Raw genomic sequence first — 23,580 nt, forward strand, 5'->3', positions numbered from 1 at the left:
TGATTGGTGGGTGAGGCTTACCGCTCTTAGTCGAGGCGGTAGCCATAGGCGCGGAGGATCTTGTCGCGATTGCGCCAGTCCTTCTCTACCTTGACAAAGAGCTCGAGGAAGATCTTCTTCTCGAAGAATCGCTCCATGTCGCGACGTGCCATCGTGCCGACCTTCTTGATGGCGACACCGCGGTGGCCGATGATGATGCCCTTCTGGCTGTCGCGCTCGACGACGATGAGGGCCTGGATGTGGATGCGCTCGTCCTCTTCCTTGAAGGATTCGACGACGACTTCGACGGAGTAGGGGATCTCCTTCTTATAGTAGAGGAGGACCTTCTCGCGGATGATCTCGGTGACGAAGAAGCGCGCGGGTCGGTCGGTCAGTGCGTCCTTCTCGAAGTAGGGGGGAGAGGGAGGGATGAGGCTCTCGATGCGCTTCTTCAAGGGCTGGACATTGAAGTTGTTGAGCGCAGAGATGGGGATGATCTCCGCCTGAGGAAGCTCCTTGTGCCAGCGATCTACGAGCTCTACGAGCTTGTCCTGGGTCGTGAGGTCTACCTTATTAATAAGGAGGAGTACGGGGCACTTGACCCCACGGACGCGCTCGAGGAAGAACTCATTCTTATCGGCTGTCTCGACCGTGTCGGTGACGTAGAGTAGGACGTCAGCATCACCGAGAGCCGACTCGGAGAACTCGAGCATGCTCTCCTGGAGCTTGTAGTTCGGGCGCAGTACCCCAGGGGTGTCGCTGTAGACGATCTGCAGCTCGGGGGTATTGACGATGCCCATGATGCGGTGACGCGTCGTCTGGGCCTTGGAGGTGATGATCGATACGCGCTCGCCGACCAGGAGGTTCATCAGGGTGGACTTCCCCACGTTGGGGTTGCCCACGATATTGACGAAGCCTGAGCGGTGCGTGACTTCTTGCTTGTCTTCCATCGTCCGGAGTGTGGAGGGATAGGAATAAAAGACCTTGCCCGTCCTCTCCCAGCGAAGGGAAGAGTGGCAGGCAAGGTCTGTCGTATGGGGAGATTAGTTCTTGGGATCGTAAGCCCACTTGACGTAGACTGCACCCCAGGTGAAGCCTGCGCCGAAGGACGTGAGGATGAGGTTGTCACCCTTCTTGAGCTGCTTCTCGAATTCCCAAATGCAGAGGGGGATCGTAGCCGAGCTGGTGTTGCCTCGGTACTCGATGTTGATCATCACGCGATCCATAGGTACCTGCATCTCACGCGCTACAGCGTCGATGATGCGGAGGTTAGCCTGGTGGGGGACTACCCAAGCGATGTCATCATAGCTCAGCCCGTTGCGCTCCATGATGGTGCGGCAGCTGGAGGACATGCCCTTGACAGCCTGCTTGAAGACGGCAGCACCCTCCTGGTAGACGTAGTGCTCACGGCGATCAACCGTCTCGTGGGAGGCAGGGCTGGCCGAGCCACCGGACTTCATAATGAGGTTGGTGCGGCCCGTACCATCCGTGCGGAAGTAAGAGTCGAGTACCCCTTCGTTCTCCTCAGTAGGCTCGAGGAGTACGCAAGCAGCGCCGTCGCCGAAGAGAGGGCACGTAGCGCGGTCGGTGTAGTCGGTGATGGCGGTCATCTTCTCAGTGGCAAGCACGATGATGCGCTTATAGCGGCCCGAGCGGATGTAGTTAGCTCCAGCTTCGAGAGCGTAGATGAAGCCGGGGCAAGCAGCCTGCATGTCGAAGGTAAAGGCGTTGACACAGCCCGTCTCGAAGGCTACGATAGAAGCCGTCGTGGGGAAGTGGTAGTCAGCCGTATTCGTAGTCACGATGATCCCGTCGATGGTGGCGGGGTCGATGTTGTTGCGGGAGAAGAGGTCCTTGACGGCTTCGATGCCGAGGAAGGAAGCACCCTTCGTGGGGTCCTTGAGGATACGACGCTCGCGGATCCCGACACGGGTCATGATCCACTCGTTGTTGGTATCGACCATCTTCTCGAGGTCGGCATTGGTTATCTTATCTTCAGGGAGATACCCTCCGACAGCCGTGATGGCTGCGTTGATGATACTCATAGGTTAGTTGGATATACTGATGTAGATTAATTTCAATCGCCTTAGCTTGTCGCTCACGAAGTTACAAAAAAAGCCCCAAAGGGGATACCTTGGGGCTTTTCTTTGTGTTGGCTAAGCGGGGCTATTAAGCCTGCTCGATGGCGAGCTTACCACGGTAGTACCCGCACTCACCACATACCGTGTGGTAGATGTGCCATGCACCGCAGTTAGCGCACTTTGCGAGCGTAGGCATAGCTGCCTTATCATGAGTACGGCGCTTAGCGGTACGCGTCTTGGACTGTCTTCTTTTAGGATGTGCCATAAATCTTATTTTGTTTTAATTACTAATCTCGCTTGAGAGCCTTGAGTGCAGCCCAGCGCTCGTCGATCCCCTCATCATCGAGGGTGGGGGCGGGGCCTTCGGCTTCATCGCGCACTTCGTCGGTAGAGACGCGGGCATAGGCCGACATCATCTCCTCGTTGCACTCGCCCTCGAGATGCATTCGCTGTAGGGGAAGGCTCAGGATGATATCCTCATAGAGGACCCACTCCAGGTCGAGCACCCCATCTTGCTCAGAGACGACGAGGATCTCGTCCTTCTCCTCAAGGGCTTCACTGCCGAACTTGACTATAAGCTCGCGCTCGGACTCTACATCTATATCTACTGGGTCAAGGCAGCGATCACAGTCAACCACTACATAGCCCTCATAGTAGAGGTCCAGGCTAAAGACGTCTCCCGTACGGCGCAGGCGTAGGTCGACATCGACCTCACCGCCGTGTACGCTACCCTCCGATAGGCGCTCGAAGTAGCTGTCCTCGAGGAGCCAGGTGTACTCGTGATCGCCCTCCGGGAGACTCCGTAGATTGATCTTGTACTGGTCGGTATGCATGGGTGACTCTTAAACTATGCGTAAAAATCTGCGCAAAGATACACAAAAGCCCCCATTCCCACAATTAAAAAGTGAGCAATGTTTGCCAGCTCTTGAGAGGAGTAGGCTATGCGGGGGCGGTGACTAAGGGAGGAGACCGCGGGAGCGCCCGTCGGCGATGGTCTCGCGAAGCCCTTCCTCAAGGTTCTTGCTTGGGGTGAAGCCCAGAGCGAAGAGCGGTGAGGGATCACAGCGCCAGTTGCGCTGTGCGAGGATCGGGTACTTGTCCCGATTGAGTGGCGTCGTCTGCCCCGTGATGGCTGCCCGGAGCGAGCCGAAGAGGCAGGTGAGGCGCACCAGTGGTAGGGGGATACGTATATGGAATACGTGCTTGCGACCCAGCAGACGCTGAGCCAGATGACCGAACTCTCGGTCGATATAGGTGTCGCCGTCGGCTACGATATAGCGCTGGCCGCGGGCACGCTCGTCGCGCAATACAAAGAGGGCAGCACGGGCAACATCCCCGCCATAGACGAAGGTCAGGTACTGCTTACGCAGGCCAGACATCGCATTGATGCCACGTGCGATACTCTGTAGGGCGATGAGGTAATCCTTGTCTCCTGGGCCATAGACGCCTGTGGGGAGGAGGATCGTGAAGGGGATACCCGACTGCTCGGTGTAGTGCTCCGCGAGGCATTTACTACGACCGTAGCGGGTGTTGGGCTTCTGAGGGAGCTCGGCATGCAGGGCTTCGTCGGGGCCTGCTACATTACCGTAGCTACTGAGGCTACTCATTAGGACGAAGCGCTTGGGCTGCTCCGAGAGACGGCTGAGTGCATGGAGTAGTCGGCGCGTATGCTCGGCATTGACCTCTGTGAACTCCTCCAGGCGGGCGGTCTTCGTGATGCCCGCATTGTGGATGACGTAGTCCCACTGGGGGCCGCCTTCCTCTAAGGGACGGACCGAGTCGAGAGCGTCGAAGAGCTGTTCCTCATCATAGTAGTCGACTTCAAGCAGCTTGACCCCTTGCTTCTCAAGGCGGGTCTTGTCACTGTCCTTACGTACAGCGGCCCATACCTCGTAGCCCGCTTCGAGGGCTTGGCGGACGAGATGGCTGCCGATGAAGCCAGAGGCTCCAGTGATGAGTAGACGCTCCATGGTAATCGTGTCGGTCGTGTGGGCTTAGAATATGGAGAAGTGCACGTAGCGCTTGGGGTTCTCCTGCAGGTCACGCATGAGACGGTCTGCACTGCCTACGAGGCTGTCGAGGCGGTTGTAGAGCGAGGGATCGTTGAGGAGAAGACCTGCGGTATTGTCCTTGCCACGGAGCTGCTGGGATACCATCTGAAGCTGAGCCGTCGTCTCCTGAAGGCTGAGCATCAGCGAGTCAAGGCGCATCGAGGAGAGCTGACCAGAGAAGTTTGCAAGGTTGGAGCTCATGTGCCCGACGTTGTCGAGGACGGGGCCAAGGCTGCGACTCGTGCGGTTCAGCCCAGCCATCATGCCGTGCAACTGCTGTGTAGAGGCACTCAGCCCATAGAGCATGCTGTCGATGCTCTTGTCGTTGAGCAGGGCATTCAGGCGCTCCAGCGTGTTGGTGATCGTGGGCATCATCCCTGCGATAGCGGGGAGGATCTTCTCAGAGACGGAGGATAGGAGTCCGTCGCCTGCGTCTTGGCTGGCGATGGTGTCCCCCTCACTGAGGTAGGTCTGACTCTGGGGGTTGATGACGAGCACGAGCTCAGCACTCCCCAGGGGGTTCGACTTGATCTTCAGCTGACTCCCTACGGGGATGCGCATATCGTCATCGAGCGCCAGCTCGAGCGTAGCGCCATAGCCACGGCTGTAGTCGAAGGCTACGGAGCGCACGTTGCCCACCTTGAATCCGCTGGCTTCGACAGGAGCTGCTGCAGAGATGCCGCTGAGGTTGTCGAAGTGGGCATAATAGATCGAGGTCTTCTTAAAGACTTCGATGCCCTTGAGGAAGTTGACCCCGATGTAGCCGAGGGCAACAGCGACGATGGCCAGCAGGCCGATCTGTACCTCTTTCTTTATCTTCATATGTATCTTATTTCTATATATGCTCTGTGATAGGTCGGGCTTATAGGCGTGTCTTGCCTCGGTAGCGTGCGATGTAGGCATCGCGGTAAGTGCGGGGGAGGGCACGGAGCTGCTTCTGTGCTTCGGCCTTCGAGCTCGTGGGAGCGAGTAGATAGATGTACGCGCGCCCGACCTTCACTCGCTCTACTGCGGTAGGGAGCTTGCGGAAGTGCGCATCCTTCGTGTCGATCTTATCGGGGCTGGAGAGGAACTGGACGCGGTACGTGATCTCCGAGTCGGAGCTCTTCGCCTCGCTCTCCTTCTTGCCCTTCTCCTGCTTGCGCTCCGTCGTCTTCTCCTTGCTACGCTCACGACTCTTGTTCATCGCACGCTCTACCTCTGCGCGGGGACTGGTGTCCTTGTCTGCGGTAGGCTCTTCAGCGGTCTCGTCGCTAACAGTAGCGGTCTCTTCCTTCTTCGTCTCGGTGCTATCGGCCTCCTTGCTGTCCTGGGTCTTTGTGCTCTTGCCGCGATAGCTACGGTAGTAAGAGCTGAAGCCCGCCGCGATGGCCGAGGCGAGTGACTGCTGGCCTGCTGCGCTGAGCATGAAGGAAGCTTCGTTGGCATTCGAGAGGAAGCCGATCTCGGTGAGGATGCTGGGCATGGCTGACTGGCTCAGTACCCAGAGGATGTCCTGACGGACGCCACGGCTGTAGCGTCCAGCAGAGCGGTACTGGCGCTGGATCTTGTTTGCCAGCTCGATGCTCTTGTTGAAGTAAGCATCTTGCATGAGGTCAAACATGATATAGCTCTCCGTCGACGTCGGGTCGAAGCCCTTGTAAGTCGTCTTATAGTTGCTCTCGAGGAGCATCGCCTTGTTCTCGCGCATCGCCACGCTGAGGTTGTTGGCGAACTTAGCGATCCCCAGCACATAGGTCTCCGTACCGTGGACGTCCTTCGACGGTGCGCTGTTGACGTGGATGCTGAGCATCAGGGAGGCCTTCTGCTTATTGGCAAAGTCTGCACGGGCCTGCAGGCCGACGAAGACGTCGGTGCTTCGGGTGTAGAGTACACGTACCTCGGGGTGCGCTGCTTGGATCTTGCTGCCGACGAGCTTGGCTACTGCGAGGGTGATATCCTTTTCCTTGCCACCATTCCCTACAGTGCCAGAGTCCTTCCCCCCGTGACCGGCGTCGATGACGACGGTGAAGAGGCGCTGGGCTTGCATCCCGAGGGGAGCAAGAGCGAGACAGAGGAGGAGCGTAAGTATCGAGGCGCGGACGTAGCGTATAGCGTGGATCTCAGCGAGCGGCATATACTTGGGAAGAGCCGTATAGGCTCTACGAACAATGATTTATTTAATAACGCAAAGATACAACGCTTTTGTAAAAGGGGGCTTGTATCCTCGTAGAGATAATACGAGACCCCTCCCTCACGCCGGTTGCAGTCGTGAGGGAGGGGCCTTCTTCGTTGTGGACACTCGGAGTGCGCTCTACTATTATATAGCGAGGATGTAGCGCAGGATGAGGAGTGTCGAGACGATGTAGAGGGTGATGGAGACCTGGCGCCACTGGCCGCTGAGGAGCTTGACCAGCGTGTAGGAGATGAGCCCGAGGGCCATCCCTTCAGCGATGTTGTAGGTCAGCACCATCGTCAGTACGGTGATGAAGCTGGGCAGTGCCTCGGAGATATCCATGAGGTCGATATCCTGGATAGAGCTCAGCATCAGCACACCTACCAGCACGAGAGCACCTGTCGTCGCAGCGGAGGGGATGAGTAGGAAGAGAGGCGAGAGGAAGAGTGCGAGGATGAAGAGCACAGCTGTAGACAGTGCGGTCATACCCGTGCGGCCGCCCTCGGCGATACCCGCACCACTCTCTACGAAGGTCGTCACGGTCGACGTACCGCAGACGGCACCGAAGGAGGTGGCCAAAGCGTCAGCCATCATCGCTTGCTTGATATTCTTTACGTTGCCTTCACTGTCCATCATCTCAGTCTTAGCGGCAGCACCGATGAGTGTACCCACGGTGTTGAAGATATCCATGAAGACCAGAGCGAAGATCGTGAGCGCCATATCCATGTTGAGCAGCGCCTTGAAGTCGAACTGCAGGAACGTAGGTGCCAGCGAGCGGGGTAGGGAGACGGGGATGAAGCTATCGGGGATCTGTGTCACGCCGAGGGGAATCCCGATGATCGTGCAGAGGACGATGCTGTAGAAGAGCGCACCGCGTACACGCAGCGTCATCAGGACACCGCTGAGGATGATACCGATGACGGCCAGGATCGCCGTAGGGGTGAAGGGGCCGAGGGCTACGAAGGTAGCTTCGTTGGCGACGATGACCCCTGCATTCTTCAGCCCGATGAAGGCGATGAAGAAGCCGATGCCTGCCGAGATAGCGAAGCGGAGGTTCTTCGGGATACAGCGGACGATCTGCTCGCGGATGTTGAAGGCGGTGAGCAGGATGAAGATGATCCCTTCGACGAAGACGGCTGCCAGACCTGCCTGCCAGCTGTAGCCCATGCCCATGACGAGGGTGAAGGCGAAGAAGGCATTGATACCCATGCTGGGAGCCTGGGCGAAGGGCAGCTTAGCTAAGAAGGCGATGAGGAGCGTACCGACGGCCGATGCCAGGGCGGTAGCGGTGAAGACGGCGCCCTTGTCCATGCCCGTAGTGCTGAGGATGTCGGGGTTGACCGCCAGGATATAGCTCATCGTGAGGAAGGTCGTCAGGCCTGCCAGAAGCTCGGTGCGGAGCTTGTACTTCGTGGGGTCAAAGCCCACGAGGCGATAGAGTGCTTGCATTAGAGTGTGCGGGGGCTTAGAAGGTCCACTTGATGGCCAGCGTGGGGTTCACGACGGTCTTGTCCAGTACAGCGAAGTTGCTGCTGATCTCCCATTCGGTACCGATGCTGAGGTTGAACTTGGGGTTGATGCCCTCGAACTTATTCAGGTTCACCCACAGCTGCGGCTCGGTGATGAAGATGATATTGTTCTTGCCCGTGACGAAATGACGGTCGCCCCAGAGGTCAGCGAAGCCCAGGAAGGAGAGCTTACCACCCGCCATGTGCAGGTACCATGTGCTCGTCAGCTGGAAGGAGTGGGGTCTATCCTGACGTGCCAGATACTTATACATCGGCGTGAAGGTGAAGCCGGCCTGATAGTCTGCTTGGTTCCACGCGTAGGTCAGACCTGCGAGGTAGGCATTCTTGTAGGAGAACTGATTGCTCAGCCCGCCGTCATACTCGATATGCAGGGCCAGAGGGAGCTTGCCGAGGCTGAACTCACGAGAGATCTCCCAGTAGGCCGAGGTGATGCCCTCGCGCTGATAGTTCATATCGACGAAGAAGAAGGTATTCCCCCAGCTATCGGGGCGGAAGAGCTCCACGGTCGTGGTGAGCTTGGGGCGATCGGGCTGGTCCTTGCTGTAGAGCTGGCGCCCGAAGTCGTAGTGGAGCTGAATGTTTTGTGCTTGTGCCCCGAGGGTAGTCAGGAGGAGTACAAGCGCGATACGATAAAGCTGTCGCATGGATGGATTATTGTGAGAGTTAAGTCAGTGCTTCGTAGTAGGCTCCTCGCGATCCTCCTTGCGCTCGGGGAGGAGCAGGTTCAGTACTACGGCGATGACAGCCGAGAGCCCGATACCCGAGAGGGAGAAGTTGCCGAAGGAGAGTGCGGCACCCCCGATACCCGTAGTGAGGGTGACGGAGATGATGACCACATTGCGCGACGAGGCGAGGTTCACACGGCTATGCAGGAGGCTCGAGATCCCTGCGCCCGCGATCGTGCCGAAGAGCAGGAGCATGATCCCACCGAGGATAGCTTGGTCGATGCTGCGCAGGAGGGCGCTGACCTTCCCGATGAGGGAGAAGAGCACGCCCGTGACGGCTGCGATACGGAAGACCAGTGGGTCGGTGACCTTCGTCAGTGACATGGCGCCCGTGACCTCAGAGTAGGTCGTCACAGGAGGCCCTCCGACGAGTGAGGCGAAGAGACAGGCGATACCGTCGCCGAGCATTGTGCGGTGCAGGCCGGGGTCCTTGACGAAGTTCTTCCCTGCCACGTTATTCACCACATACACGTCACCGATATGCTCGATGACGGGAGCGATGGCCACGGGGATCATGAAGAGGATGGGGGCAAAGGAGAAGTTCTCGGGGAGCGTGATCTTAGGTAGGCTGAGCCAAGAGGCCTCGGCGATGGGCCTTAGATCGACCTCGAAGAAGATGAGGTCAGCGATATAGCCCACGACGATACCGAGGAAGATGGGGATGAGCTTCGTGATCCCTCGGCCGTAGAGCGTGACGATGATCGCCGTAGCGAGCGAGATGACCGCCAGAGGCCAGTTCGTCGCTGCCATCTTCACTGCGGAGTCCGAGAGGGAGAGCCCGATGAGCATGATGATAGGGCCGATGACGACCGGAGGGAAGAGGCGGGAGATGAAGCGCAGGCCGAAGAGACGGATCAGGAGCGACATCACGAAGTACACGGCACTCACCCCGATACAGCCGAAGAGTGCACCGCTGAGTCCGTAGAGCTCTGTGGCTTTGATGATCGGTGCGATGAAGGCGAAGCTACTACCGAGGAAGATAGGTACCTTGCCCTTGGTCACGAGGTGGAAGAGGAGGGTGCCGATACCCGCCGAGAAGAGGGCGGTCGATGGATCGAGCCCGACGAGGATGGGTACGAGGACTGTAGCCCCGAAGGCAACGAATAGGTACTGTGCGCCAGCGATCCCTTTGCGCAGGGGGCTGAGCGGGGTGGTGTCAGAGGTCATGCTTTTCTCAAGGGGGGGGAGTGTGATTACGCTCACAAAAGTAGCTAATCTCTCCACTATATAGAGTACCCCAATCATTGATTGCGCAAACTCTCTCCATAGTAGAGTGCTAAGGTATCGCCTGCCCAGCTCCACGATATACCTCTCCGAAGAGATACACAAGCCCTTCGCCTTATCGCGAGTATTCCTCTTATTCAGCGGAAGGAAAAGTATCCTTCTCGTGAAGAAAAAAGCGCCTTCACGTAGTGGTTTTCCTCTGTCTACGTACGTAGTCTTAAAGACCAGGTGCATAAATCCAAATATCCACGTACGTAGCTATTAGAGCCACGTACGTAGCCCAAACTTATCTACCACTCGTCCGCAACTTTTATCCCTACGCGGGGCAACAACCTAATATTGGTTGACTCGTCGACCTATATAGGTTGCAATCCCTCCCCCGTAGAGGTCCGTGTAGCTTCGTCTGGGATAAGGGGGCTTCGTGAATATGAAAGGCCCGCACGAAGATGCCGAGGAGCATGCTTCGTGCGGGCTTGGTATGTCGAGCCGTGAGGGGGACGGTTAGTTGTCGAGCGTGATGCGCAGAGAGAGGCCGTAGCTGCTGGTGGAGATGGGGAAGGAGTAGGCGCTGACGAGTGGTACATTGCGGCTGTACTCGTAGTACGCCTCGAGACCGAGCTGTCGGCTCAGCTCATATTCGGCACTGAGGCGCAGGCGTCGGTCGATGATCCCCGAGGTTGCTTGGGTATAGCCCTCCTCAAGACGGCGCAGGAGGGTGAGTGTGCGGCGGTGTGCATATTCGCCTCGGAGGGTGAGGCCGTGGGCAGAGGTCGTCGTAGGCTCCTTGCTCGCACGGCGCTTCTTACGGCGGGCGGTGGTGGGGCTGATGAGGCTCGTGAGGTCGTCGATCTTGTAGGTGAGGCCGAGGCTTAGCTCATGCGAGAGGGCTTCGATGAGGCTACGCGCCCCGAGGTGCAGGACGGCACCACGGCTTTGGCGCCATTGCGCACTCGTCCCGAGACCATTGAGCCACGTCAGGTCAAGCCCGATGAGGGGGAAGAAGTTCTCCTGTAGTGCTACCGACGGGATGTCATAGGCGTAGCTAAGGCGTGCGCTGCTCATCGCTCCTCCTCCGCCCGCTGTCGTCTCGCTCAAGAGGCCGATGGCGTCGGGATCGCTCCCCTGCCAGCCTGCCAGCGACGAGAAGCCCCCGACGGTGTATGTGGCGCGGTAGGTGTGGCGTAGGGTCACGCTACGGAAGTGGCGCTTGAGGAAGGGCAGCTCGGAGAGCCCCGTGTAGCTCACCGACCAGTTCGGGAGCATGCCGAGGAGGTCGGGTAGGGCGCTCAGCCCCTTGCGCCCCTTCCCTGAGCCGTGCATATAGGCTGTGCGGAAGGCGGGGATAAGGACGGCAGAAGCATTGCGGTCGATGGTGAGCCCTGTGGCGGGGCTACCTGCCTCCTCCTGCCTGCGAGCGATGGGCTCTCTTAGGCGGAGCATCTCGGCGAAGGTCTCGGAGAGGTAGCCCTCCTCGGAGCGGAGAGGGGCGAAGAAGCCCTTGAGGCCGATGGTCGTCATCGTGAAGTCCCCGCCGTAGAGTCGGGGGCTACCCGCATACATATATTGTACCTCGGTGCGGTCGGTGCGGGTGTGATTGCCCGAGAGCGTGATGGTGAGGTGGCGTAGGGGCTGGAGCGTGGCACGTAGGTCCACCGTGCGGGTGTGGGTGAAGACCCCTGGGGTGAGGTGCTCCGTCGAGATGAGGAGGTCGCCCCGCTCGGCAAGGCGGTCGATGAAGTCCACATCGCTTAGCCCGAAGGCAAAGCCCACGCCAGGGGAGAGCACACCGCCCGAAGAGCCTTGTCCCCCGATAGCTCGGATGGTGGGGAGGAAGCCAGGGAGGAGCGTACTGCGTGTAGAGCGGTAGGTCAGCGATACGTCCTTCACCATAAGGAGGGCGTAGAGGAGGCGGTCAATGAGCTCGTTCCCCTCGTTCCCACCCTTGGCCTTCTTCCCGCGCCCTTCGCTGGTGGTCATACCAGCCGTGCCGAAGCGGCGCTCCAGCCGAGCGAGTGCGGGGATGTGCTGATAGAGCTGGCGGAGCTGGAGCTGCGTGGTGGACTCGAGTGCGCCCTGCGCCATAAGGGTATGCGCCAGGCGGATGGTCGGGTCGGGGAGTACCGCCCCACGGTCCCACGAATAGGCGCTGCTATAAGAGAGCTGTGAGCGGATGAAGGAGAGGGGCGCGATGTCGGAAGTGGGGAGCTTATAGCCGAGGCTTGCCTGCTGGGCATAGTGGATGGGTGTCCCCCCCTCACGGATACTCTGTCCGACGGAGTCACGCCACGCACGCCACGCATCGGGCTGGAGCTGGCGATTGACCTGCACGTGGGGCTCTTCGATACGTGCGTCGGTGCCGGAGTTGAAGGCCAGCTGGAGCGAACGGGTGGGATTCCAGTTGAGCTGCAGACGGCGGTTCCAGATGAACTGCTGGGCGAAGGTCGCGGGGAGGCGCGTGCCACTCAGCTCATCGCCGAGGCTACGGAGCTGCTCCTCGTCGTAGCGTCGCACCATCGAGGTCTCGAGGACGAGACGGCTGGGCCACGGAGTGAAGGTGTACTGACGGAGGAAGTCCGCCCACGGGCTGGCGCCCGAAGCCTTGGCAAAGGGCCGTAGCGGGCGGAAGGTCGGCGTATAGTCGTAGCGCAGGGCGGCGTGCCAGTCGAGGTGACGGCTATACTCGATGTCGGGAGTCTCTTCGGAGGAGGTATTGTGTCCGTAGCTGAAGGAGAGGTTCGCAGGGTCGTAGGGCATAGGCTCCTCGGAGCGGATGCCGACGGCGACCTTCGAGAGGGCAAGGCCTTGGCTACGGCGGTGCGTGAGGCTGCGAGCACGTAGCTCCTTGCGCTCACGCTCCGTGGTGAGGTCGCTGAGAGCATCGGTGAGCTTCACGTCTTCATCGAGCGGATTGTACTGCGGGGTCAGCACTTCGTCGCTCACCGTGTAGTAGATGGGGAGGGTCACCTTCGCCTCGGCAGGGAGGAGCTGGCCGAGCTCGAGCGTGGAGGCGAACTGGATAGCACGACGACTCTCGAGCGTGCGGCTCATCAGTGGGGCGTCGATAGCACCGAAGCCTGCCGAGACGTATTGGGCTCTTAGGCTGGCTTCGCCCAGCTCCGCCAGCTGGAGCGTGCTGTGTAGCTGCCCTGCCCAGCCTGCCTCCTCGTGGTAGTCGCTGGCGCGAAGCTCATTGACCCAGACCTCGACACTGCGCGTGAGGCCCGCGCTATTGCGCACACCGATGACCAGCGCCCGCACGCTGGAGAGGGAGGGATTGCCGAGGACGGTGAGCGTATGGGTGGGGTGCTTGGCGTCGGGGCGTGAGAAGGGGCGGTAGAGTGAGGCGCCACCGAGCCCTGCGGAGAGCGAAGCATTACGGCTTCGCTTGAGGGAGACGAGGTCTTCTAAACTTAGGTCGATGCTATTCTCCTCGGGCCATACACGACGGCGGTCGCTGGGGCTGAGACTGCTGTAGTGTCCTGCGGGAGTGAGTGTGAGCGGTAGGCTGTACTCGTAGTAGTGCTGGGTGTAGTCCGAGCCGAGGCGCACGAAGAGCGTCATATCTCCATCACCCAGCCCCGTGAGGTCACCGAGGAGCGCCTCGGCATGGGCGAAGAGCTGCAGACGGCGGTAGCGACGAAGGTCGTACTGCACACGGCGGTAGACGCCACGGCTCTCGCCTGCGGGGAGATCCTCGAGGCGTAGGGAGAGGGCTTGCTCATTCTGCTGGAGGCTCTGCCCGCGCTGGGCGTCGAGCGAGCGAGATACGCCTGGGGGGAGCGTGTAGCTGACAGGAGTGCGGTCGGAGTGCTCCTCGATGTTGACCGACGTGACGGAGAAGCGGGTGGAGGCACTGGGTGCCGGCTGTCCCTCATCAAGGCTCCCTTCGTAGGTGCGCCAGTCACCTCGCACCAAGCGTAGCGAGGCAAAGCGCAGCTGGGTCTCGCGGTCAAAGCCCGTGAGGTAGAGTCGCATGAAGCGCACACTCCTCAGATCGCTGATGCCACCGATACGGCTGGTGAAGGCTGAGAGGGGGACTTTGAACTGATACCACGTGACGGGAGAAGTCCTCCCATCACGGAGCTGAGCCTCGACTCTGCGGCTGCTGGTGATAAACCCACGCCCCGCGACGAGATCCTCGGGGCGTAGTGAGATCTTCCACTCATAGTAGCGGTCGAGCTCATTCATGCTGTAGTCGCCGTTGACATCCTCGGTGTCAGGGCTCACGGTAGCGGCGGTGCTGTAGCCATCGCCCCCAAGGCGCTCCGACGAGTTGCCCTCCGTGCCGTTGAAGTACTTATAGCGCTCGAGGATCGGCAGGCGCTCGGTGTCGTAGTCTGCCCCGCGGTAGTGGTGGAAATCATCGCCTGCAGGGTCGTGGAGTGGGCTCTGTGGGTCGTCTTGCCAGCGCTGGAGGGTCGTGCTGGAGAGGCGGGAGCGTAGAGCGCTGAGGAAGGAGGCATAGCTCGGATGCTGGCGCTCTTCGGCGGACGATTGGCCATTCAGCCCGACGTCCTGCTTCTCTCTCGCTCCAGCTGCATTGTCGAAGGCATAGCCTGCACTCGGGCGTGTCGGCACGATCCCCCAAGGTGTGGAGACCGTAGCTCCTGGCTGAGGTGTGAGCGGCAGGCCACTCTCGTAGAAGCGGCGCTCGTCATGCAGGATGTCCTCCGAGATATCTCCGAGGTTGATGTACAGGTCGCCACCACTCCCTGCTGGGGGTGTGCCCTCGTCGGCATAAGGATCCATGAGCCAGAACTCCACGTACTCGACGTTCGCTGCCTCGAAGTCCGTCTGGTCGATCTTGCGCATGATGCCCGCCCAGCTCCCACGGGCATCACTGATCTTTCCGTCGGCTGTGAGGCTCGCCGCATTGAGGTTGTACGGGCCCAGCTCCTCGGGATAGAAGCTGAGCGAGAAGGTGGGGATATAGCTCGGTAGGCTGGCATTCACTTCTCTGTTTGGGTAAAGCTCTGCCGTCGGGATATCGCGCACCAGATGTCGGCTCACGAGGCTGAGGTCGCTGCGTATATAGGCAGGGGTATAGGCACTGCGCTCACGGGTGAAGAGCGGGTCGATGGTGAACCACGCGAGTCGTGCTCTACGCTCTCCGTAGCGCAGGTAGTCACTCGCGCCTATTCCCGCTGGGACGAGCGTCGCGGGTGTGGAGGACAAGCGCCAGGCCTGTGGGCTCATCAGGTCGATAGCGGTATGTGCTGCGTCGAAGTCATCGAGGTAGCTGCTGCCGTCGCTGTACTTACTCTTGTAGTGTCCAGGGAGGAGCTGCGCCACCTCTGCCGAGAGGGAGAAGGAGGCGGGCTGTGTGAGGTCGACGAAGGGGAGGTGATTCAGTAGGCGCGTGAGCTGGGGTGACTTCGTCTGGTAGAAGAGGTTGGCGCCCCACATCGTATTGCGCATACTCTCTTGTCCGAGTGCTGCCTTCGCCGTGAGAGGCATCTCCGAGAGGTGCATCAGGGTGGCGCCGAGGCGGAGGTCCTTAGAGAAGCGGTAGTTGAGGTCGAGGCCGATGAGGGTCTTGCGCTGCTGGCTGAGGGCGTCACCGCCTTGGAGGCTCACCTCGATGGGCGTCTTGGCGTCGATGAGCTGGCGGTTGAGGATCTTCACGCGCCCTGCGGTGTAGTCGACGGTGTAGTCCGTACCCTCGGTGAGGAGCGCGCCAGCAGCTGTCACACGCACCGAGCCTGGGGCGACGTTCACCGTGCCGAGGGAGATCTCTCCCACTGAGGTAGCACGGTATTCGCCCCGCAGATAGTACTTGTTCTTCTCCGAGTGCTGGGCAGCCTCGACGGCAGTCATCGTGTAGAGCTCGGGGAAGGCATAGCGGTCACTCCAGCTCCCTGCGCCGAGAGCCGTCGTGAGTGTCGAGCCGAAGGGCTCTATCGTGGGGAAAAAGACCAGCCCTTCGCTGGAGCGTATGGTATAGCCCTCCACGAAGTCGAAGCGCCCGTCACTGCGTGCCTCCTGCTGGGCGTCAAGGTGGTCCAGTCCGAGGACGCTGAGGAGCTGCTTGCCCTTCAGCGGGCCATCAGGCAGGTAGGGCAGGGCGCGTCCCGTGGCATCATCGCGGTAGACGACGTCGAGCTGGAAGCCCGTACGCTGCAGAGCAGTGATACCTGCGCCAAGGCGGTAGGCATTGCGCATCATCAGCGGCCACGTCGGAGCCTTTGGCGAGAAGTCCGTGCCCTTGAGGAGCTTGACGAAGAGGAGGGAGGAGGTGCCTTCGGATTGGTCGGCTGCGAATTCCCCCACGCGGTAGACCTTCCCCTCGTAGGTGAACTCATAGGCTACGGCGAGCGCCTCATCGGCGGCGAGTGGCGTCGTGAGGCTGAGGTAGCCGAGGGTGCTGTGTAGGGTGTATTCGCTCGGGGCAAGGCGTCGTGCGCTCTCGATGCGCTCGTAGTCGAGGGCGGGGCGTAGGGCGGGTAGTCCCGAGCTGAGGGCGCTGAGCTGGCGAAGAGGGGGGGAAGCGGTAAGGGTGGCGTAGAGGCTATTCGCACCGTTGGAGGGGATGGGGTTTGAGGGGCTGGTGAGCTGGATGAAGCTGTTGTGCAGGCGCTGGGGCTCACCGAGGTCAGCGAAGCCAGCGACGTCACGGGCATCATCGAAGTGCCCACGGCGGTTCGTCACCCATACCTCGATACGGGTGATCTGTATCGAGGAGCGCACGTAGGGTAGGCTCTTGAGAGCGCCGTCGTACTGAGTGCGGAAGAAGTCCCCGAGGAAGAAGTGGCGCAGGGCGTCGTAGCTCGAGGCGGAGAGCTCGAAGCGCTCGGCCTGCTCGCCCCCACGGCTGGAGGCGCGACGGCTCTCGGTGCGCTGCTGGCTCAGGAGGAGGTCGGCCTCGAGACGCCCCATTTGGAACTTGGTATGCAGGCCGAAGAGGGCGCCCCCGCCGCTGATGAGACTATTGCGAGGGCTCATCGAGACGCTCCCCACCTCGATGAGCTTGATGATGTCATCCTCCTCACCCTCGAAGGCCAAGCGGAGCTTCTTCGTGTCGAAGTCAAAGGAGGAAGCGGTGTTGTAGTTCAGCCCCGTCTGGAACTTTGTCCCGAGCGAAGCCTGCACACCAGCCTGGATCTTCTCCTCGAAGTCGAAGTAGGTCTGCTTGCGTGCGCCCTGTGGTAGGGCGGGGTTGTCGGAGCGAACGGTCTTCCCCCCAGCCGAGAGGTCGGCGTGCCCTTGGAGCTTGAGACGCAGGCCACCAGGGCCGAAGATGCGGTCGATGACCCCACGGCGTATGGGCTTGCTGGCGCGCTGGGTGCTACTGCGCATCGGAGCGTTGAGACTGTCCCAGTGGAGCCCTTGACCACGGAGGCTCTGGTAGCGGAGGTATTCGGCGAAGGTATAGGGGAGGGGAGTGCCGAAGGGCTTGCCGTCGAGGAAGGTCGTCAGCAGGTAGCGCTCACTCTTCGGCTCATAGACGAAGCGCGTCTCGAGAAGGGGTGCAGCGAGGGCAGGCATCGCCCCTCGCGGAGAGATGCTGTCAGCTGTGGTGGGGAGTATGGGGAGTTGGGCGGCGAGAACAAGGGGGACGGCCGTGCCGAGAAGGAGGCTTCCCAGCAGGCGTCGGATGTGTCTTGTTACCCGCCACGTACGCACGAGCCTTAGAGGAGCTTGAGGCTCTGCTTGATGAGTTCCTCGACGCTGATGGTCGGGTCAGAAGCGATGAGCTCGCGTACGACCTTCTGAGCGGAGGCTTCGGGATAGCCCAGCATCTTCAGGGCGCTGACGGCTTCCTGCGGAGTGGTGGTGTCGAGTGGCTGTACCTTCTTGCCACGGGAGGTCGTCGTGGGGATAGTCGTCGCGGGGCTGGCGTCTTCCTCGAGAGCGGGGAGCTTGCCGCGTAGGTCGACGAGGATGCGCTGTGCGGTCTTCAGGCCAATCCCCTTGATCGCCTTGAGAGGCTCGATCTGTCCGAGCGTGATAATGCTCGTCAGCTCGTGCGGGGGGTAAGAGCTGAGGATGATACGGGCGGTATTCGGCCCGACACCCGAGACGGTCATTAGGTGACGGAAGAGGTCTTGCTCTGCCGCCGTGGCGAAGCCGTAGAGTAGGTGAGCATCCTCGCGGATGATCTCGGTGATGAGGATCTTGCCCTCCTTCTGTCCGGAGAGGGCGGTATAGGTGGTCAAGGAGATGGCCACGGAGTAGCCCACGCCTGCGCACTCGACGAGGACGGCGGTGGGGGTAAGCTCCGTGTAGGCTCCGCGAAGGTAAGCTATCATTGTATGCGGGATTTTTCTTTCTGTACTGTCGCTGGCAAAGTTAGGGAAAAGGCGCTATCTCCCCGCTAACCGCCTGCCATCGGCAGTGCTCCTGCATCACAAAAGCTCTACCTCATCAGCAAGCCGTATGGAGGCAAAGTTGATTTGCAAATGACTATTTGCAGCTTTGGACTCTCTACTCTCTGTCGTTTCACTCGCGCTCCTAGCCTTGTAGTGCAATTCCCAAGAAGGGTGTGCGACCGAGATACTTGTGCTTTGATGCAGCTACCCCGAGCCATCGGCGTGCAGCCGTTAGGGGGGAAGGCTCCATGTGTAGGGGGAGGGGTGCAGTCAATATAAAGCTGCTGAGCCGACCTACATAGGTCGCTGAGCTGACCCATATAGGATGCTCTATGTGACCTATATTACTTCGCTTCGTGACCTATACATAGGTTGTTGCTCTGCGTAGGGATAAAAGTTATGGACGAGTGGCAGATAAGTTTGGACTACGTACGTGGCTCTAATATCTACGTATGTGGATATTTGGATTTGCGTGCCTGGTCTTTAAGACTACGTGCGTAGATAGAGAAATCCTACTACGTGAATGCGATTTCCCCCTTCACGAGAAGGACGCTTTTCCCTCCGCAGAGTAAGAGGAATACGTGTGATAAAGCGAAGGACTTGTGTAGCACTTCGGAGAGGCATATCGGAGAGCTGAGCGCGCGATGCCTTAGCACAATAAGTAGAGGGCAGGACTCGAAAGCAACAGTCTCATATAGGTTCACCCGCCGACCTATATAGGTTCGTTTTTTTTCTCTCCTATTCGCCCCATTCTACCAGCATTGGATGGATGCTGCTTCATCCTTCTCATCGCTTGACCTCTTCCCGCTCTTACGCGCGCGTTCATTATATTATAGAGAGGGAGAGTGATCGGGTGGGGTAGTTTGATGGGGTGCGAAAATCTACCGCATCGTGGCGCGCGTTTTGGTATATTCAAGAAAGTGCGTATATTTGCAACCGAATTAGCGGGGATACTTATCTCATAAGCCCTGCTGGATGAGGAGAAGAGGCGTCTTCTTCGCACTCGTAGATAACAAGCCAATGTAGCTCAGCGGTAGAGCACTTCCTTGGTAAGGAAGAGGTCCCGGGTTCAAGTCCCGGCATCGGCTCTCGTTGGAGTCGACGTAGTGATACGCACTTAGAATACAACGAAGTATTTCTTAAGAATAGATAATTTTAGTTATGGCTAAAGAAACATTTAACAGATCGAAACCACACGTAAACATTGGTACGATCGGTCACGTCGACCACGGTAAGACGACCCTTACCGCAGCAATCACGACGGTGCTTGCTAAGAAGGGTCTCTCTGAACTCCGTTCTTTCGACTCCATCGACAATGCTCCTGAAGAAAAGGAACGTGGTATCACGATCAACACCTCACACGTTGAGTACGAGACGGCTAACCGTCACTACGCTCACGTTGACTGCCCAGGTCACGCTGACTATGTGAAGAACATGGTCACGGGTGCTGCTCAGATGGACGGTGCTATCATCGTAGTTGCTGCTACGGATGGTCCTATGCCCCAGACGCGTGAGCACGTACTTCTGGCTCGTCAGGTAAACGTTCCTCGTCTCGTCATCTTCATGAACAAGTGTGACATGGTTGACGACGAAGAAATGCTCGAACTCGTAGAAATGGATATGCGCGAGCTTCTCTCTAGCTACGAATTCGACGGCGACAACACTCCTGTTATCCGTGGTTCTGCCCTCGGTGGTCTCAATGGTGAGCCTGTCTGGGAAGACAAGATCATGGAGCTCATGGATGCTGTCGACACCTGGATCCCCCTGCCTCCTCGTGACATCGATAAGCCCTTCCTTATGCCTGTCGAAGACGTATTCTCGATCACCGGTCGTGGTACGGTAGCTACGGGTCGTATCGAAACGGGTGTTATCCACACGGGTGATGAAGTTCAGATCATCGGTCTCGGTGCAGAAGGTCTCAAGTCCGTTGTTACGGGTGTTGAAATGTTCCGCAAGATCCTCGACGAAGGTCAGGCTGGTGACAATGTCGGTCTCCTCCTCCGTGGTATCGACAAGAACGAAATCAAGCGTGGTATGGTCATCGCTAAGCCTGGTCAGGTAAAGCCCCACTCTCGCTTCAAGGCTTCTGTCTACGTCCTGAAGAAGGAAGAAGGTGGTCGCCACACTCCTTTCCACAACAAGTATCGTCCTCAGTTCTACATCCGTACGCTTGACGTAACTGGTGAGATCACTCTCCCCGAAGGTGTAGAAATGGTGATGCCTGGTGACAACGTTGAGATCAACGTCGAACTCATCTACCCAGTAGCTTGCAACGTAGGTCTTCGCTTCGCTATCCGTGAAGGTGGCCGTACGGTAGGTTCGGGTCAGATCACCGAAATCCTCGACTAATCATCAGATAGTCCTCAAAGTAAGGGACAGACGAGGCGCCTCGTCCCGTCTGTCCCTTCTTCTACGGGTTTAGCTCAGTTGGTAGAGCACTGGTCTCCAAAACCAGGTGTCGGGAGTTCGAGTCTCTCAACCCGTGCTAAATAGAAAACGATAATGAGTTTCATTAAGAAGATAGGAGGTGCGTTCAGCGCCTCGTATGTCGAGCTTACACAGAAGGTGTCCTGGCCGTCAAGTTCAGAGCTCACCAATAGTGCCGTGGTGGTGATGGTTGCTTCCCTCATCATCGCTCTGGTCGTTTTAGGGATGGACAAGACTTTTGAGACCATCCTTGATTTTGTGTATAGCCGTATCGGAGCCTAAGCTTCGCTGAGACCCTTCCCATCATGACTGAAGTAGCAGAAAAGAGATTCTATGTGCTCCGAGCCGTTAGCGGTAAGGAGGCCAAGGTGCGTGAGCAGCTGGAGGCTGAGATGAAGAATACTAATCTTGGTCAGTATGTCTCCCAGGTGGTCATCCCCACAGAGAAGATCGTGACCCAGCGTGCTGGTAAGAAGGTCATCAAGGAGCGTCCTTACCTCCCAGGCTATGTGCTCGTGGAGGCCGCATTGCTCGGCGATGTAGCCCACACCCTGCGCAATATGCCTAACGTCATCGGCTTCCTCGGAGCGAACAAGGGTGGAGAACCCGAGCCGCTCAAGAGAAGTGAAGTGGAGCGCATCCTCGGTCGTGCAGACCAGATGGCTGACTCCGAAGGGGTGTACGACCTCGAGCTCTATGTGGGCGACGTGGTACGTATCATCGATGGTGCTTTCGCTAACTACGAGGCTACCGTCGAAGAGGTAACCCCCGAGAAGCAGAAGCTTCGCGTGATGGTGAAGATGTTTGGACGTAAGACTCCGCTGGAGCTCAATTATTCGCAAGTGGTCAAGGAGTAAGCTGGTTACGCAGGTGCTCCTTCTCACGTTCTAGTGTGTAACACTTAAGATTCAAGACAATGGCTAAGGAAGTTGCTGGACAACTAAAATTGCAAATTAAAGGTGGGGCTGCAAACCCCTCACCTCCCGTGGGACCTGCTCTTGGTGCCAAGGGGATCAATATAATGGAGTTTTGCAAGCAATTCAATGCCAGAACTCAAGACCAGGCTGGTAAGGTCCTCCCCGTAGTGATCACTTACTATGCTGACAAGTCTTTTGATTTCATCGTCAAGACTCCTCCCGTCGCTGTACAGCTCAAGGAAGTAGCAAAGCTCAAGAGTGGCTCTGCACAGCCTAACCGTAATAAGGTAGCTGAACTGACGTGGGAACAGGTCCGCGCGATTGCACAGGATAAGATTGTCGACCTGAACTGCTTCACCGTCGAAGCTGCGATGAAGATCGTCGCTGGTACGGCTCGCAGTATGGGTATCACTGTAAAGGGCGAATTTCCCGGTAACTAATCAATAGAAAGATGAGTAAACTTACGAAAAAGCAAAAGATCGCTTTTAGCAAGATCGAGCCCGGGAAGATCTATTCACTCCGCGAAGCTTCTGCGCTGGTAAAGGAAATCACCGATACCAAGTTCGATGCTTCTGTTGATGTGGATGTTCGCCTCGGCGTCGATCCTCGCAAGGCAAATCAGATGGTTCGTGGCGTCGTTACCCTCCCCCACGGTACGGGGAAGCAGGTACGTGTGCTTGCGCTCTGTACTCCTGATAAGGAAGCTGAAGCCCAGGCTGCTGGTGCTGACTATGTCGGCCTCGATGAGTACATCGAGAAGATCCGCGGTGGCTGGACTGATATCGACGTCATCATCACCATGCCTGCTATCATGGGTAAGATCGGGGCTCTGGGTCGTGTACTCGGTCCTCGTGGCCTCATGCCAAACCCTAAGAGCGGTACGGTAACCAACGACATCGCTGCTGCTGTCAAGGAAGTGAAGTCTGGTAAGATCGACTTCAAGGTCGACAAGACGGGGATCGTCCATACCTCTATCGGTAAGGTCTCCTTCTCGGCTGATCAGATCTACGACAACGCTAACGAGATCATCACGACGCTCCTCCGCCTCAAGCCATCTGCTGCTAAGGGTACGTATGTCAAGAGCATCTACCTCTCCAGCACGATGAGCCCAAGTATCAAGATCGATCCTAAGTCAGTAGAAGAATAATAACAGAGGAAGAAATCATGAGAAAGGAAAATAAAGGCACCGTCGTAGAGCAGCTCAAGGGCTACCTCAACGAGTACCCACATTTCTACCTGACCAACATCGAAGGCCTGGACGCCGCTAAGACCGCCCAGCTCCGTCGTGCTTGTAACAAGGGGGGTATCCGTCTGGTAGTAGCTAAGAACACCCTGCTTCGCCGCGCTCTCTCCGAGTCCGAAACAGACTTCGCTGCAATCTACTCAGCCCTCAAGGGGAACACCGCTATCATGTTCACCACGGTAGCTAATGCCCCCGCTAAGATCATCAAGGACTTCGCTAAGGACAAGAAGGAAGAGTCCAAGCTCCGCCTCAAGGCTGCTTATGCTGAGACGGGCTTCTATGGCGCTGACCAGCTCGCTGAACTTGTCGCTATCAAGAGCAAGGAAGAGCTTATCGCAGACGTCGTCGCTCTCCTCCAGTCTCCCATTCGCAACGTCATCTCTGCTCTTGAAAACAAGGGCGAAGGCGAAGCTACCGAAGCTGCTGCTGAATAAGAGGAGTCCTAACTATCCCACAAACAAAAACAACAACAACGAAATAACTAATCGACATGGCAGATATCAAAGCAATTGCCGAACAGCTTGTAAACCTGACGGTAAAGGAAGTAAGCGAACTCGCAGCTATCCTTAAGGACGAGTACGGAATCGAACCAGCAGCTGCAGCTGTTGTCGTAGCTGGCCCCGCTGAAGGCGCTCAGGAAGAAGAAAAGAGCTCCTTCGACGTTATCCTCAAGAGCGCTGGCGCTGCTAAGCTCCAGGTAGTAAAGGCTGTCAAGGAACACTGCGGCCTCGGGCTCAAGGAAGCTAAGGACATCGTAGACGCTGCTCCCGCTCCTGTTAAGGAAGGCGTAGACAAGGCTACTGCAGAAGCTCTCAAGAAGGCTCTTGAAGAAGCTGGTGCTGAAGTAGAACTTAAGTAAGCCCACCTATAGCACCTCTAATCAGGTGATTATGGTTAAGATCCCCCGACGAGGGGGGTCTTAACCATTTCGTGTCTAAAC

Annotated in this window: 19 protein-coding genes and 2 tRNA genes; 9 read left to right on the forward strand and 12 right to left on the reverse strand. The window is 58.1% G+C overall.

Annotation, left to right across the window (positions count from 1 at the left end):
- Positions 1–26: 26 nt before the first annotated feature.
- The 12 genes from era to ruvA form a co-directional block, all read right to left on the reverse strand.
- Positions 27–929: a GTPase Era gene (gene era / locus HMPREF1323_RS03515; RefSeq protein ID WP_009432799.1), complete on the reverse strand. Its 903-nt coding sequence runs from the start codon at positions 927–929 to the stop codon at positions 27–29.
- 93 nt (positions 930–1,022) lie between these two features.
- Positions 1,023–2,024 (reverse strand): beta-ketoacyl-ACP synthase III, encoded by a 1,002-nt coding sequence (locus tag HMPREF1323_RS03520; RefSeq protein WP_009432778.1) that lies wholly within the window; start codon positions 2,022–2,024, stop codon positions 1,023–1,025.
- 124 nt (positions 2,025–2,148) lie between these two features.
- Complete coding sequence (gene rpmF, locus HMPREF1323_RS03525; protein ID WP_009432677.1) at positions 2,149–2,325, reverse strand: 50S ribosomal protein L32; 177 nt, start codon at positions 2,323–2,325, stop codon at positions 2,149–2,151.
- A 22-nt stretch (positions 2,326–2,347) separates the two neighbouring features.
- Positions 2,348–2,893, reverse strand: a complete 546-nt coding sequence (locus HMPREF1323_RS03530; RefSeq protein ID WP_009432706.1) for a YceD family protein — start codon at positions 2,891–2,893, stop codon at positions 2,348–2,350.
- 123 nt (positions 2,894–3,016) lie between these two features.
- Positions 3,017–4,030 (reverse strand): NAD-dependent epimerase/dehydratase family protein, encoded by a 1,014-nt coding sequence (locus tag HMPREF1323_RS03535; protein WP_009432797.1) that lies wholly within the window; start codon positions 4,028–4,030, stop codon positions 3,017–3,019.
- A gap of 24 nt (positions 4,031–4,054) precedes the next feature.
- Complete coding sequence (locus HMPREF1323_RS03540) at positions 4,055–4,933, reverse strand: MlaD family protein (protein WP_009432786.1); 879 nt, start codon at positions 4,931–4,933, stop codon at positions 4,055–4,057.
- Between the two features lie 40 nt (positions 4,934–4,973).
- Positions 4,974–6,227 carry an N-acetylmuramoyl-L-alanine amidase family protein gene (locus HMPREF1323_RS03545; protein WP_009432777.1) on the reverse strand — a complete coding sequence of 418 codons (1,254 nt, stop codon included), beginning with the start codon at positions 6,225–6,227 and terminating at the stop codon, positions 4,974–4,976.
- Between the two features lie 183 nt (positions 6,228–6,410).
- Entirely contained in the window at positions 6,411–7,715 is a 1,305-nt protein-coding gene (locus HMPREF1323_RS03550; RefSeq protein ID WP_009432719.1) for an NCS2 family permease, read from the reverse strand.
- A gap of 16 nt (positions 7,716–7,731) precedes the next feature.
- A complete protein-coding gene (locus HMPREF1323_RS03555) occupies positions 7,732–8,439 on the reverse strand; it encodes a nucleoside-specific channel-forming Tsx family protein (RefSeq protein ID WP_009432728.1) in 708 nt (235 codons plus the stop codon).
- Between the two features lie 24 nt (positions 8,440–8,463).
- Complete coding sequence (locus HMPREF1323_RS03560; RefSeq protein WP_009432705.1) at positions 8,464–9,687, reverse strand: uracil-xanthine permease family protein; 1,224 nt, start codon at positions 9,685–9,687, stop codon at positions 8,464–8,466.
- Between the two features lie 558 nt (positions 9,688–10,245).
- On the reverse strand, positions 10,246–17,367 hold the full coding sequence (gene sprA / locus HMPREF1323_RS03565) for a T9SS outer membrane translocon Sov/SprA (protein ID WP_009432785.1): 7,122 nt from the start codon (positions 17,365–17,367) through the stop codon (positions 10,246–10,248).
- Between the two features lie 5 nt (positions 17,368–17,372).
- Entirely contained in the window at positions 17,373–17,993 is a 621-nt protein-coding gene (gene ruvA, locus HMPREF1323_RS03570) for a Holliday junction branch migration protein RuvA (RefSeq protein ID WP_009432803.1), read from the reverse strand.
- A gap of 1,076 nt (positions 17,994–19,069) precedes the next feature.
- Here ruvA and HMPREF1323_RS03575 point away from each other — a divergent pair.
- From HMPREF1323_RS03575 to rplL, 9 genes are all read left to right on the forward strand, one after another.
- Positions 19,070–19,141 (forward strand) — tRNA-Thr (locus HMPREF1323_RS03575).
- 73 nt (positions 19,142–19,214) lie between these two features.
- Positions 19,215–20,402, forward strand: coding sequence for an elongation factor Tu (gene tuf / locus HMPREF1323_RS03580; protein WP_044115653.1), 1,188 nt, complete (start codon positions 19,215–19,217; stop codon positions 20,400–20,402).
- 63 nt (positions 20,403–20,465) lie between these two features.
- Positions 20,466–20,538 (forward strand) — tRNA-Trp (locus tag HMPREF1323_RS03585).
- Positions 20,539–20,555: 17 nt separating this feature from the next.
- Entirely contained in the window at positions 20,556–20,762 is a 207-nt protein-coding gene (secE, locus tag HMPREF1323_RS03590; RefSeq protein WP_009432821.1) for a preprotein translocase subunit SecE, read from the forward strand.
- A 23-nt stretch (positions 20,763–20,785) separates the two neighbouring features.
- The gene (gene nusG, locus HMPREF1323_RS03595; RefSeq protein ID WP_044115652.1) at positions 20,786–21,337 is read left to right on the forward strand and encodes a transcription termination/antitermination protein NusG; all 552 of its coding nucleotides are present in this window, start codon (positions 20,786–20,788) and stop codon (positions 21,335–21,337) included.
- Between the two features lie 59 nt (positions 21,338–21,396).
- Positions 21,397–21,837 (forward strand): 50S ribosomal protein L11, encoded by a 441-nt coding sequence (gene rplK / locus HMPREF1323_RS03600; RefSeq protein WP_009432763.1) that lies wholly within the window; start codon positions 21,397–21,399, stop codon positions 21,835–21,837.
- Positions 21,838–21,848: 11 nt separating this feature from the next.
- Complete coding sequence (rplA, locus tag HMPREF1323_RS03605) at positions 21,849–22,544, forward strand: 50S ribosomal protein L1 (RefSeq protein WP_009432822.1); 696 nt, start codon at positions 21,849–21,851, stop codon at positions 22,542–22,544.
- Positions 22,545–22,561: 17 nt separating this feature from the next.
- Positions 22,562–23,074 carry a 50S ribosomal protein L10 gene (rplJ, locus tag HMPREF1323_RS03610; protein ID WP_009432754.1) on the forward strand — a complete coding sequence of 171 codons (513 nt, stop codon included), beginning with the start codon at positions 22,562–22,564 and terminating at the stop codon, positions 23,072–23,074.
- A 56-nt stretch (positions 23,075–23,130) separates the two neighbouring features.
- Entirely contained in the window at positions 23,131–23,499 is a 369-nt protein-coding gene (gene rplL / locus HMPREF1323_RS03615) for a 50S ribosomal protein L7/L12 (RefSeq protein ID WP_009432679.1), read from the forward strand.
- Positions 23,500–23,580: the final 81 nt, after the last annotated feature.

Origin of the sequence: Porphyromonas sp. oral taxon 279 str. F0450, from assembly GCF_000292995.1 — a bacterium.
Lineage (GTDB): Bacteria > Bacteroidota > Bacteroidia > Bacteroidales > Porphyromonadaceae > Porphyromonas > Porphyromonas pasteri.

Coding starts and splice junctions, on each gene's coding strand:
- era (WP_009432799.1), bottom strand. CDS start 929: ATGGAAGACAAGCAAGAAGTCACGCACCGCTCAGGCTTCGTCAATATC.
- HMPREF1323_RS03520 (WP_009432778.1), bottom strand. CDS start 2,024: ATGAGTATCATCAACGCAGCCATCACGGCTGTCGGAGGGTATCTCCCT.
- rpmF (WP_009432677.1), bottom strand. CDS start 2,325: ATGGCACATCCTAAAAGAAGACAGTCCAAGACGCGTACCGCTAAGCGC.
- HMPREF1323_RS03530 (WP_009432706.1), bottom strand. CDS start 2,893: ATGCATACCGACCAGTACAAGATCAATCTACGGAGTCTCCCGGAGGGC.
- HMPREF1323_RS03535 (WP_009432797.1), bottom strand. CDS start 4,030: ATGGAGCGTCTACTCATCACTGGAGCCTCTGGCTTCATCGGCAGCCAT.
- HMPREF1323_RS03540 (WP_009432786.1), bottom strand. CDS start 4,933: ATGAAGATAAAGAAAGAGGTACAGATCGGCCTGCTGGCCATCGTCGCT.
- HMPREF1323_RS03545 (WP_009432777.1), bottom strand. CDS start 6,227: ATGCCGCTCGCTGAGATCCACGCTATACGCTACGTCCGCGCCTCGATA.
- HMPREF1323_RS03550 (WP_009432719.1), bottom strand. CDS start 7,715: ATGCAAGCACTCTATCGCCTCGTGGGCTTTGACCCCACGAAGTACAAG.
- HMPREF1323_RS03555 (WP_009432728.1), bottom strand. CDS start 8,439: ATGCGACAGCTTTATCGTATCGCGCTTGTACTCCTCCTGACTACCCTC.
- HMPREF1323_RS03560 (WP_009432705.1), bottom strand. CDS start 9,687: ATGACCTCTGACACCACCCCGCTCAGCCCCCTGCGCAAAGGGATCGCT.
- ruvA (WP_009432803.1), bottom strand. CDS start 17,993: ATGATAGCTTACCTTCGCGGAGCCTACACGGAGCTTACCCCCACCGCC.
- tuf (WP_044115653.1), top strand. CDS start 19,215: ATGGCTAAAGAAACATTTAACAGATCGAAACCACACGTAAACATTGGT.
- secE (WP_009432821.1), top strand. CDS start 20,556: ATGAGTTTCATTAAGAAGATAGGAGGTGCGTTCAGCGCCTCGTATGTC.
- nusG (WP_044115652.1), top strand. CDS start 20,786: ATGACTGAAGTAGCAGAAAAGAGATTCTATGTGCTCCGAGCCGTTAGC.
- rplK (WP_009432763.1), top strand. CDS start 21,397: ATGGCTAAGGAAGTTGCTGGACAACTAAAATTGCAAATTAAAGGTGGG.
- rplA (WP_009432822.1), top strand. CDS start 21,849: ATGAGTAAACTTACGAAAAAGCAAAAGATCGCTTTTAGCAAGATCGAG.
- rplJ (WP_009432754.1), top strand. CDS start 22,562: ATGAGAAAGGAAAATAAAGGCACCGTCGTAGAGCAGCTCAAGGGCTAC.
- rplL (WP_009432679.1), top strand. CDS start 23,131: ATGGCAGATATCAAAGCAATTGCCGAACAGCTTGTAAACCTGACGGTA.